Origin of the sequence: Marinobacter sp., assembly GCF_041984545.1 — a bacterium.
GTDB lineage: Bacteria > Pseudomonadota > Gammaproteobacteria > Pseudomonadales > Oleiphilaceae > Marinobacter.
In genome coordinates this window covers 38,903-50,741 of sequence record NZ_JBHIXV010000030.1, presented here as the reverse complement: position 1 = coordinate 50,741, position 11,839 = coordinate 38,903, and the positions used below count along the sequence as shown (strand labels likewise).

Annotated in this window: 9 protein-coding genes; 4 read left to right on the top strand and 5 right to left on the bottom strand. The window is 59.6% G+C overall.

Annotation, left to right across the window (positions count from 1 at the left end; translation table 11 throughout):
- Positions 1 to 162: 162 nt before the first annotated feature.
- A complete protein-coding gene (locus ACFC20_RS13765) occupies positions 163 to 1,014 on the bottom strand; it encodes a 6-carboxytetrahydropterin synthase (RefSeq protein ID WP_375193516.1) in 852 nt (283 codons plus the stop codon).
- 205 nt (positions 1,015 to 1,219) lie between these two features.
- On the opposite strand from ACFC20_RS13765, the gene ACFC20_RS13760 reads away from it, so the two are divergent.
- Positions 1,220 to 1,795, top strand: a complete 576-nt coding sequence (locus ACFC20_RS13760; RefSeq protein WP_375193515.1) for an NTP transferase domain-containing protein — start codon at positions 1,220 to 1,222, stop codon at positions 1,793 to 1,795.
- On the opposite strand, the gene ACFC20_RS13755 is transcribed toward ACFC20_RS13760, so the two are convergent.
- The 3 genes from ACFC20_RS13755 to ACFC20_RS13745 form a co-directional block, all read right to left on the bottom strand.
- Positions 1,755 to 2,846, bottom strand: coding sequence for a response regulator (locus ACFC20_RS13755; RefSeq protein ID WP_375193514.1), 1,092 nt, complete (start codon positions 2,844 to 2,846; stop codon positions 1,755 to 1,757). The genes ACFC20_RS13760 and ACFC20_RS13755 overlap by 41 nt on opposite strands.
- 53 nt (positions 2,847 to 2,899) lie before the next feature.
- Positions 2,900 to 4,279: a PEGA domain-containing protein gene (locus ACFC20_RS13750; protein WP_375193513.1), complete on the bottom strand. Its 1,380-nt coding sequence runs from the start codon at positions 4,277 to 4,279 to the stop codon at positions 2,900 to 2,902.
- Between the two features lie 113 nt (positions 4,280 to 4,392).
- Entirely contained in the window at positions 4,393 to 4,854 is a 462-nt protein-coding gene (locus tag ACFC20_RS13745) for a hypothetical protein (protein ID WP_375193512.1), read from the bottom strand.
- 100 nt (positions 4,855 to 4,954) lie between these two features.
- On the opposite strand from ACFC20_RS13745, the gene ACFC20_RS13740 reads away from it, so the two are divergent.
- Entirely contained in the window at positions 4,955 to 7,879 is a 2,925-nt protein-coding gene (locus ACFC20_RS13740; RefSeq protein WP_375193511.1) for an insulinase family protein, read from the top strand.
- Between the two features lie 58 nt (positions 7,880 to 7,937).
- On the opposite strand, the gene ACFC20_RS13735 is transcribed toward ACFC20_RS13740, so the two are convergent.
- A complete protein-coding gene (locus ACFC20_RS13735) occupies positions 7,938 to 8,753 on the bottom strand; it encodes a pyruvate, water dikinase regulatory protein (RefSeq protein ID WP_375193510.1) in 816 nt (271 codons plus the stop codon).
- Between the two features lie 158 nt (positions 8,754 to 8,911).
- Here ACFC20_RS13735 and ppsA point away from each other — a divergent pair, with 158 nt between their 5' ends.
- The gene (gene ppsA / locus ACFC20_RS13730; protein ID WP_375193509.1) at positions 8,912 to 11,284 is read left to right on the top strand and encodes a phosphoenolpyruvate synthase; all 2,373 of its coding nucleotides are present in this window, start codon (positions 8,912 to 8,914) and stop codon (positions 11,282 to 11,284) included.
- 30 nt (positions 11,285 to 11,314) lie between these two features.
- Positions 11,315 to 11,794, top strand: coding sequence for a ribonuclease E activity regulator RraA (gene rraA, locus ACFC20_RS13725; RefSeq protein ID WP_375193508.1), 480 nt, complete (start codon positions 11,315 to 11,317; stop codon positions 11,792 to 11,794).
- Positions 11,795 to 11,839 lie beyond the last annotated feature (45 nt).

Sequence of the window (11,839 nt, the reverse complement as noted above, 5' to 3'; positions counted from 1 at the left end):
GACTCCGCCCTTTCACGGCGGCAACAGGGGTTCGAACCCCCTAGGGGACGCCAATACGGCTTGACGGTTTAGTCCACCGGAAAGCCATCAAAAAAACCGCCTTCGTGGCGGTTTTTTTGTGCCTGTCTGATAGATTCCGGGAAGGGAGAGCTGCGCCTTCCGTCAGCGGACGGCAATTGCCCCTTTGCCCACTCCCTCAAAAGCCTTCACACGTATGCCGTCAGTAGGGAATTCAACCTTGAGCTTGTCCGCCATGTGAGCGGCAATGAGTTCTACCGTGGTGTCCGTATCCAGCATGTACACGCGCTCTTCTGGAAGAACGAGTGAAAACTCGCCCTGATTCGCTTCGTATTCGAAGGTGACATACCGAACACCGTCTTCGCCCACGTGACGCCGCACCACGTCTTCTTCAGAACCGACATAGATGTCCCGCCACAGGGTCGCCCAACGGCGCTCCAGGTCGTAATCCCGATGGCCATTTCGATCAATCCGGATTGGTGAGCGGTGGCCGTGGGCGATGCGCTGGCAGTTGCCCAGATGCTTCTTCAGTCCATGCACATAGTGATAGTAGGCACCGTCTATCTCCTCTTCGCGGAGATTGATTTCCACGGACGTCACGTTGGCGGGAAGTACGGCCTTGATTTCGCGTTCGAGCAATTCTGCAACCGCCGACGGTACTACGCGGTCCGCGGATAGCCAGACAATGGCCTCATCCGGTGAACGGTGAAGGATCTCGCTGCCGTCGGTGAGGGCCCAGGAAAAGGTATCTGGCTTCTCTTCGTTCCAGGACAGCCCCTGATACCCGCGGGGAATCACCAGCCGGTGGTCAACACGCTCATCAATGACCCGTTTGATGGTGCGCTTCACATTACTGAAATCGAACACCATGCCCTGTTCGTCCAGCTCACCACCGAGCACCACATCCGCAATCCAGCTTTCACCCACCAGGCCCCGGGTCGGGTCCAGGTAGGCAAAATCGATAACGGTCAGGTTGTCTACAAACAGATGGTTCATCAAAATTCCGGCGGGTATGGTTGATTGATGGGCGGATTCTAGCAAAAATCACCGAATACAGCAGTCTGGCAAATGGCCAGGGCTTCATTTCTTTTTAACCGTCGGAACGACCATTCTGAACCTCGTCAGGCGCAGCCAAAATCACCAATTCCCAACACTGGTTCTGGCTGCCGGCGCAGCGCGCCGGTTTGGACGCCCTAAGGCGTTGTTACCTCTGGGTTCCAGTGGGGCATCCCGAAATCATACCGACAACCGCACGCTGCTCGATTCTGCGATTGCCCAGGGGCGGGTGCTCAGTCCAGATGTCCGGGTGCTGTGCGGTGCCTGGTACCCTTTGATCCGGTTTCGTGGCCGTCGGCAACCGTCGGCCTGGCTGCGGGTGCCGGAGTGGTATGAGGGGCTGTCGGCGTCGCTGCAGGCGGGCCTGCGCAGTGTCGGGCCGCAGGCCAGGGGCGTGTTTGTGCTGGTGGCAGACCAGCCGCTTCTGGATCTGAACGCGCTGGCAGCCTTTGGCGAGGCGGCCCGCTGTTTTCCGGATCAGCCCATCGCCGCGGACTATGGCGACCGGCCGGGCGTTCCTGCCTACCTGCCCCGGTGGCTTTGGCCGTTGGTGATGGATCTGGAGGGGGACCGGGGTGCGGGTGGCCTGCTGGCAGAAGTGCAGGCAACCCGGGTCGTGATCCCGGGAGTTCACGAGGACGTGGATACCCCCGGGGATTGGTTGAGTGTCAGGGCACTGCTCAGCCAAACAGACCGGAAAGCCAGGCAATCCCGACGCTGAAAATCCCCAGGCTGACGGCCAGGCCGATCGTGTAAACCCGCGAGGAGGCCGAGCGCTGCTGCGCCACGAACAGATCGATGGTGCGCTGGGCGATGTCTTCAGCGGTTTCCCTCGAGATCTCGTGGGCCTGTTGAATGGCCTCGGATTGCAGGGTTTGCCAGAACTCCGTGTCGATAGTCTGGACACTGGTGATGTGGTCTTTGAGTTCAGCCATGTGTTCGCTGGTAAACCCGGAGTTCTTCTTCAGTTCCTTTCTCAGGGCGGCCAGTTCGCTGCCCAGGTTGAGATTGACCTCGGCGGCGACATCATCCCGGAGATTGCGAGTGCGTTCTTCCACGGTCTCCGTCAGCGCCTGCAGGCGTTCTTCGATGGCAGACTCCTGTTTGCTGCGGGTCTCGTCGAGGGCGCGCTTGAGGTGGTCAAACTGCTCGTCGAACAGGGAACTGAGTAGCTCGTGAAGACGGTTGTTGATGTGGGTTTTCACGGCCGAGCGGGCAATCTGCTCGATCAGTTCACTGGTCAGGGGCACCACGCTGGACTGGGTGTTCGCACGTCCCAGGCTGTCGGCAGGCTTGGGGGAGAGTTCCACCGAGGCATCCGCAGGAACGTTCAGCCAGTCATCCTGCTCCGCCGGTTCCGGATTCTGCGCCGGTGGTTCAGGCAGGGTGCCGCTGGTTACGTCGCTGGCAAGCTGGTCCAGCACTTCCATAAGCCCTTCGGTTTGCGGCGGCTTGGTAAGGATATTGTACACCCCGAAATTTTTTGCCTCTTCCATGAAGGTAGAGGACTTTTTGGAGGTGCACATGATGATGGGTATACCGGCGGTTTCCGGATTGCCCTTGATCGCCTTGGTGGCCTCCACGCCGTTCATTCCCGGCATCAGGTGATCCATGAAAATAACGTCCGGGCGGCCATGGCTGTTCAGGAAGTCCAGCGCCTCCTCTGCCGAACCCGCCATGTTGACTTCCATATCACGACTCTCCAGCAGTTTGCTCAGGGCAAAACGTGCCACTTTGGAGTCATCGACCAGCAGAGCGTTCTTGATCGCCATGTCACTACCTCAATCGTTTACTGCAAACGCGTTTGTCATCGGGCTGTGAATGTCTACCAGCCTTCCAGTGTCGGGCACTCGGTGGCCCGGTAGCTCTTGTCCCGATAACAGACGCCGGGCTCGGTGGTGCGGGCAGTGAAAATCTCCCCTGCCGCGGTGGTCAGGCGCACCTGGCCGTAGGGCTCTCCGTGTCGGAATGTGGCTTCGATGGAACTGCCATTGGGGTTCTTGATCAACCCCTTGCCGTGGAACTTGCCCTCAATGTACTGACCCTCGTACTTCTTGCCGTTGGCGAACACCTCAGAGCCGGTACCGTGGAACGCTCCATCGGAAAATTCGCCTTCGTAATGGCGACCATCAGGGTAGGTCAGGGTGCCGTTGCCGTGGAATTCGTCGTTGCGAAAGCCACCGACATACAACATGCCGTCGGCGGTGGTCAGAGAGCCGTGGCCGTTGAGCTGGCCGTCCTGCCAGTGGCCCGTGAGTATGTCGCCGTTGGCGAGGGTTAAAGTGCCCTTGCCGTTAAACTGGTTGTCCTGGAAGTCTCCGGAATAGCGGGCGCCGTCGGCACTGCGCCAGACGCCTTCGCCATGGCGCTTGCCCCCGGACCATTCGCCCTCGTAGCGGCTGCCGTCCGGATACCAGGCGGTGCCCTCGCCATCAAACTCACCGTCTACAAAATGGCCTTCGTAACGCAGACCGTCAGCATTCTCGTAGGTGCCGTCGCCCGTCTTAACGCCGCCAATCCAGGTGCCGTCCCGGTAATTAACCGTGGTGTAGGCTTCCAGCTGACCCACCAGGGTCATGTCGCGGCCGGCCTCAAGGGTGACCTTCCGGGACCAGGGCCGGTAGCCCTGCTTGGCAATGGTGACATCGTAGTCTCCGGGCTCCAGTTCCAGATCGAGGCGGGTAGCGCCGTAAGTCTTGCCGTTGATGGTGACCTCGTCGCCCACGACGTTCGATCGAAGCACCAGGGTGCCCGTGGTTGGGGGCGGGGGCGTTGCTTTGCCCTGCTCCCGGGGGGCTGGAGCGGCATCATTGCGCGTGGTCATGGCGCTGGCGGGTTCGGCAACCGCCAGCATCTGCGGCTCATCCGGCATCGGCGCAATGGTGAACGGAGCGTTGGCAGGGTTCTGACCAGGGTCGGCAGACGCAGTTTCGTTGCCGGCGCCGGTATCTGCCCCGGAATTCACGCTGGTAGTGGCCGGGGCATCCTCCACGGTTTTCGCATTCGTTACCGGCGCCGGTTCGGCTGCTTTGGGCGGGAGCTCTGTGGCGGCGACAACGGTGGCGGTGGCAACGGCTTGCTTAACAGATGGTGCCTCAAGGGTTTCCGTCAGCCGAAACTCATCCCTTACCGACGCAAACCCGGCGGTAACCAGCAGCATGAGTGCGAGGGCATTGATGAACAGAAGCGGTCTGAAATCGACCATGGAGAAACCCCTTGATCCTGCATTCTGGAATTCGGTCTACCGCTTCATCTTAACCAGTGATTGCAACCTTATGTAACAGAAAGTGTCTGGAGTTAACGAGAATGCAGGCCAAATCACACTTTGTCCGGAAGCTGGTCATGGTTGAGCTGCTCCCATGATCTCATGTACACGTCGGCCTCGTATTGATAGGGCGATCGGAATGGGGTCAGGACAAAATCGAACACGAGGAAGAAGAAGCCGATGGACGCCCATGCGATCACCAGAGTGCTGATGGTGGTGGCCTGGACCTCCGGATTGGAGTTGACGAACTCCTGCAGGAGGGGAATGAGGTCCGAAGCCATTACCACCGGGTTGAAACTGGCCAGAACGAAGGGCACCCAGAAAGCGATGAATACCGGGAAAAACCCGAACGACCAGAGCAGGCGGCGCAGCAGGTAGATGGCCACTTCGCGCCAGAACCGCTGCCGGATTTCCGGCACCTTGCGGATGCGTTCGAGATAGCGGCGACGTTCCGCCCAGTAAGCGGCAACTTCCGGGGCATCAACGGCCCTCGATTCGGGTACGGGTGTGGTCATGGGTGGGCGGGGTACCTTCTGGCTACTCGACTGGTGCATGATAGTCGATACTACGTGTTACCCTACAATTCTCCAATTGTTTAAAGACAGGATAGATTGAATGGCTGCAGTGATCGACAACGCAATTCATCCGGCCTTTGAGAAGCTTCGCAGTCACCGGATCGAGACCCTCAACCTTGAGGTCGAGGAGTATCGCCACAAGAAAACCGGGGCCCGGCATCTGCACCTGGCGGCCGACAACGATGAGAACGTATTCTTCGTTGCGCTTCGGACCTTCCCGATGGATTCCACCGGCGTTGCCCACATCCTGGAGCACACCGCGCTGTGTGGCAGTGAGCGCTACCCGGTGCGGGATCCGTTCTTCATGATGATCCGCCGGTCGCTCAATACCTTCATGAACGCCTTTACCAGCAGCGACTGGACCGCCTATCCCTTTGCCAGCATGAACCGCAAGGATTTCGACAACCTGCTGTCGGTGTACCTGGATTCGGTGTTTTTCTCGAAGCTGGATCCGCTGGACTTTGCCCAGGAGGGGCATCGCCTGGAGTTCGACAAGCCGGAGGATCCCTCCACGGATCTGGTCTATCGGGGCGTTGTCTACAACGAAATGAAGGGCGCCATGAGTTCGGCCACCTCACAGCTCTGGCAGAACCTGAGCAGCCACCTGTTCCCGACAACCACCTACCACTACAACAGTGGTGGCGAGCCCGACCACATCGTGGATCTCAGCTATGAGGACCTGGTCAGCTTCTATCGTCATCACTACCACCCGAGCAATGCGATTTTTGCCACCTACGGCAATATCCCGGCCCGGGAGCACCATGAGAAGTTCGAGGAGCTGGCACTCAAGCGCTTCGACCGTCTGGATATAGAGCTCCCGGTGCGGGACGAGAAGCGCCTGTTCGCGCCTGTGCGCGTAGAGCAGGGCTATGCGGTGAATGAAGGCGAGGGCACCGAGAACAAGACCCACATTGTGGTGGGCTGGCTGCTCGGACACAGCTTCGACCTCCAGGAGAACCTGGAAGGCCAACTGCTCTCTGCGGTGCTTCTGGAGAACAGCGCCTCGCCTCTGATGCGTGCCCTGGAAACCACCGATCTGGGCCATGCGCCATCGCCGATGTGTGGCCTGGAGGATTCCAACCGGGAAATGACCTTCGTCTGCGGCATCGAAGGCAGCGAGCCGGAAAAACAGAAAGATCTGGAAGCCCTTATTGAATCCACGCTGTTGAGCGTGGTTGAAGAGGGTGTCAGTGAAGAACGGCTGGAGGCGATCCTGCACCAGTTGGAACTGCACCAGCGGGAGATTGCCGGCGACAGCTTCCCCTATGGCCTGCAACTGATCATGAGCGCGATCGCGCCAATGGTGCATGGCGGCGATCCCGTGGAGCTACTGGACCTCGAACCGGTGCTGGCGAACCTGCGTGAGAAAATTCGTGATCCTCAGTACGTGCCGGACCTGATCCGTCGCAAACTCCTTGAAAACCCGCACCGCGTTACCCTGACCCTCCGTCCGGACGAAAAACTGGAGCACCGCCGGCAGGCGGCGATCCGGGATGCTCTGGCCCGTCGCAAGGCCGAGCTGACCGAAGACGAAGTCCGGATGATTGTCGAGCGTGCACAGGCGCTGGAAGAGCGGCAGATGCGTAAGGACGACGATTCCATTCTTCCGAAGGTGGATCTGTCGGACGTGCCCCTGCAAATGCCCGAGCCCGAGGGCCGTTACGACGGTGACATTGCCGCCACGGTCTATGCCCGGGGTACCAACGGCCTGGTCTACGAGCAGGTGGTGGTGCCGATGCCGGCGCTTACCGAGGAAGAGCTGCTGCTGGTGCCGTATTACACCACACTGATCTCCGAGGTGGGCTGTGGAGAACTGGATTACCTGCAGATGCAGGACCGGATTTCCGCGGAATCCGGCGGTATTGGTGCATCGTTCAGTGCCAAGGGCCGGATAGACGATGTGCAGGACCTTTCCGGCTACATTATTTTTAACGGCAAGGCGCTGGCCCGGAACCGCGGCCCCCTAACCAGGCTGCTGCGGGATGTCTGTACCAGCGCCCGCTTTGACGAGCAGGAGCGGATCCGCGAGATCATCGCCCAGATTCGCGCTCGCCGGGAGCAGGCAGTCACTGGTAGTGGCCATGCCCTGGCCATGGGCGCGGCGTCGCAGGGCATGAGCCCGGGCGCCTGGCTGTCATTCCGCCTGGGTGGGCTGGCCGGTATCAAGGGCACCAAGGCGCTGGATCGGGCGCTGAAGGATGCCGGTGAGTTGTCGGCCCTGTGCGACAAACTGGCGGCCCTTCATGACAAGGTCCGTAATCAGGTTCGTGAGTTCCTGGTGATTGGTGAGGAGGAGCAACTGCCAGCCATGGTAGACGACCTCAAGTCGGCCTGGGGTGATGTACCTGGTGCCTCCGGCTCAGCCTGGAAGATGGACCCGGTTAACTACACCACCCGTCAGGCGTGGCTTACCTCAACCCAGGTGAATTTCTGCGCTAAGGCCTACAACACCGTTCCCGTGGATCATCCGGACGCCGCGGCCCTGACCGTGCTGGGTGGTTTCCTGCGCAATGGTTACCTGCACCGTGCCATCCGCGAGAAAGGCGGTGCCTATGGTGGCGGCGCCGGACAGGACAGTGTGAACGGCACCTTCCGCTTCTTCTCCTACCGGGATCCACGGCTGGAAGACACGCTGGCGGATTTCGACAAGGCCCTGGAGTGGTTGCATACCAACGAGCACGACTATCAGGAGCTGGAAGAATCCATTCTGGGCGTCATCGGTCAACTGGACCGGCCCCGCTCACCGGCGGGCGCTGCCCGGCACGCGTTCCACAACAAGCTGTTCGGTCGCACGCCGGAGCAGCGCGCCCGCTTCCGTGAGCGGGTGTTGGCGGTAACGCTTGATGATCTCAAACGCGTGGCCGGCACCTGGCTGGTGCCGGAAAAGGCCAGTACGGCTGTGGTCACCAGCCCCGAGAACCGGACCAGGGTGCAAGCGCTGGGTCTGGATATTGAAGAGTTGTAAAGGGCGCAGGGCCGGATGACGTCGCCATCCGGCCCTGCTTTACGCTGCATCTAACCGTTCAACGATTACGCTTCAGTCCCGTTGTCACCATGATCCGTGTGGAAATCTCCTCAATGGAGTAAGCGGTGGTGTTCAGGTAGGGAATCCGCTCACGCCTATACATCAGCTCGATCTCTTCAATCTCGTGCATACACTGCTGAATGGACGAGTACCGTGAGTTGGGCCGACGTTCGTTGCGAATGGTGGCCAGGCGCTCGGGGTCGATGGTCAGGCCAAAAATCTTCTCTTTATGGGGCTTCAGCGCCGTCGGCATCTGCTGGTCCGCCAGATCTTCCTCGGTAATCGGGTAGTTGGCTGCCTTGATGCCGTATTGCAGGGCAAGATACAGACAGGTGGGGGTCTTGCCACTGCGGGAAGCGCCCACCAGAATCAGGTCGGCCTCATCGTAATGCCGCGTGCGGGCGCCATCGTCGTTGTCCAGGGCGAAGTTGACCGCGTTGATGCGACGCTCGTAGCTGCCTTCATTGTTGATGGCATGGGACTTGCCCACGGAATAGGACGAGGAGGATTGCAGCTCCTGCTCAAGGGGATTGAGAAAAGTCCCGAAAATATCCACCATGAAGCCGTCAGCGGTGGCAATGATGTCACGGATGTCGCTGTTTACGATGGTGTCGAAGACCAGCGGCCGGGCGCCGTCGATTTCGGCGGCTTTGGTGATGCGCTTGACCATCTCCCGGGCTTTGTCCTCGTCATCAATGTAGGGAACGGTGATCCGTTCGAACTCGATCTTTTCAAATTGGGCCAGAAGGCTGTGCCCGAGGGCCTCGGCAGTGAGGCCTGTGCCGTCAGAAATGAAGAAAGCGGTGCGTTTCATGCTGTGAAGTCCAGTTCCTTTGTGCCCTAGGTAATTTCCGCAGGTTACAGTATCATACACGCCAAGTTCGAGACTCCGCAGTGGATATTGCCTGCTTTGCCGCTCTATATCGCTGGCCCGGTTTGCTCTTTGCTACACAGATTCAAGGGAGACGTGCTTTGGAAGATTACATTATCTGGTTTGATCACCTGGGAATGTCCGACGTTGATCGGGTGGGCGGCAAGAACGCCTCTCTCGGCGAAATGATCAGTAATCTCGCCAACGCAGGTGTTACCGTTCCGGGTGGTTTTGCCACCACGGCACACGCCTATCGTGAATTCCTCGCCACCGATGGCCTCAAGGAGCGCATCGACAACGCCCTGGACGTTCTGGACATCAACGACGTTAACGAATTGGCCCGGGTCGGCGCGCAGATTCGCCAATGGATTGTTGATACTCCGTTCCCGGACGTCCTCGAAAACGCCCTGAAAGAGGCCTTCGCCCAGCTTCAGGATGGCAATGAGCACATGGCCGTTGCTGTACGCTCTTCCGCTACTGCTGAGGACCTGCCGGACGCGTCGTTCGCCGGCCAGCAGGAAACCTTCCTGAACGTGGTGGGCCTTGAGCAGGTGCGCACTTCGGTCAAGGAAGTGTTTGCCTCCCTGTTTAACGACCGGGCCATTTCCTACCGGGTGCACCACGGCTTTGATCACAAGATGGTGGCCCTGTCGGCCGGTATCCAGAAGATGGTGCGCAGTGAAACCGCGGCCAGCGGCGTAATGTTCACCCTGGACACCGAGTCTGGCTTCCGCGACGTTGTCTTTGTTACCGCCTCGTACGGCCTGGGTGAGACCGTCGTGCAGGGTGCGGTGAACCCGGATGAATTCTACGTGCACAAGCCGACGCTTGAAGCCGGTCGCCCGGCGGTGCTGCGCCGTAATCTCGGTAGCAAGGCCATCAAGATGGTCTACCACACCAGCCCCGGCGAGGGTGAGTTTGTGGAAACCGTGAAGGTTGAGCAGGACGACCGTAATCGCTTCTGCATCACCGATGCCGAGGTGGAAGACCTGGCGCGCCAGGCCATGATCATCGAGAAGCATTACCAGCGCCCGATGGACATCGAGTGGGCCAAAGACGGCGATGACGGCAAGATCTACATCGTTCAGGCCCGCCCTGAGACCGTGAAGAGCCGGGCAGCGGCTAACGTCATGGAGCGTTACCTGCTCAAGGAGACCGGCAAGGTGCTGGTGGAAGGCCGCAGTATCGGCCACAAGATTGGCAGTGGTCCGGTGAAGATCATCACCAGCATCAAGGAGATGGACCGCGTGCAGGCCGGCGACGTGCTGGTGACCGACATGACCGACCCGGACTGGGAGCCGGTCATGAAGCGAGCGTCTGCCATCGTGACCGACCGCGGCGGCCGTACCTGCCACGCGGCGATCATTGCCCGTGAACTGGGTATCCCGGCGGTGGTTGGCTGTGGCGATGCCACCGAGCTGCTGAAAGACGGCCAGGAGGTCACGGTGTCCTGTGCCGAAGGCGACACCGGCATGATCTACGAGGGTGCCCTGGATTTCGAGCTGCGCGAGAACACCGTTGATTCCATGCCCAATATTCCGTTCAAAATCATGATGAACGTGGGCAACCCGGACCGCGCTTTTGACTTCCAGGCTCTGCCGAACGAAGGGGTAGGCCTGGCCCGCCTGGAGTTCATCATCAACCGGATGATCGGCGTGCACCCCAAGGCATTGCTGAACTTTGACGGCCTGCCCCGGGACATAAAGCAAACCGTCGAGAAGCGGATCTCGGGCTACAGTTCGCCGGTGGATTTCTACGTCGACAAGCTGGTGGAGGGGATTTCCACACTGGCTGCCGCTTTCGCGCCCAAGAAGGTGATCGTGCGGCTGTCGGATTTCAAATCCAACGAATACGCCAACCTGATTGGCGGCACCCTGTACGAGCCGGACGAAGAAAACCCGATGCTGGGCTTCCGAGGCGCGTCGCGGTATATCTCCGAGACCTTCCGGGACTGCTTTGAGCTGGAGTGCCGTGCCTTGCAAAAGGTTCGCAACGACATGGGCCTGACCAATGTCGAGGTTATGGTTCCGTTCGTGCGTACGGTCGGTGAGGCAGAGCAGGTGGTGAACCTGCTGGCGGAGAACGGACTGAAGCGAGGCGACAATGGGCTTCGTGTGATCATGATGTGCGAACTGCCAGCGAACGCGCTGCTGGCGGACGAGTTCCTCGAACACTTCGACGGCTTCTCCATCGGCTCCAACGACCTGACTCAGCTGACCCTGGGTCTCGACCGGGACTCCGGCATCATCGCGCACCTGTTTGACGAGCGTAACGAGGCCGTCAAGGTACTGTTGTCCAACGCGATTCAGGCCTGCAAGAAAGCCGGTAAGTACATTGGCATCTGTGGCCAGGGGCCATCTGATCACCCGGATCTGGCCAAGTGGCTGATGGAGCAGGGTATTGATACCGTCTCCCTGAACCCGGATTCGGTGCTGGATACCTGGTTCTTCCTGGCCGACGAAAAGATCGACTGAGTCCAATTGCAGGAAAAGGAGCGCAGCAACGTGACCAAGATTATTACCCCGGATCTTTGCGACGAGTATCCGGAAGTCCAGGTGGTTGAGCCAGGCTTCAATAACTACGGTGGCAACAAGGCGTTTGGCGGCGAAATCGTGACCGTGAAGTGCTTTGAGGACAACTCCGTGGTGAAGGAGCAGGTTGGTCTGCCGGGCAACGGCCGTGTGATGGTGGTGGATGGTGGCGCCTCAAAACGCCACGCCCTGCTCGGTGACATGCTCGCGGAGAAGGCTGCCAACAACGGTTGGGCCGGCCTGATCATTTACGGTTGTGTGCGCGACGTTGACGAAATCGGCAATACCGCACTGGGTGTTCAGGCGCTAGGCACCCATCCGAGAAAGAGTGAAAAGCGCGGGCTGGGTGACCTGAACGTGCCGGTGACCTTCCACGGAGTGACGTTTCATCCGGGCCACTACGTGTACGCCGACAACAACGGCATTATCGTTTCCGAGAAGCCGCTGGTCTAAGCGGTTTCCGGATCCCGGATACAGAAGCGGCGGCCATTGGCCGCC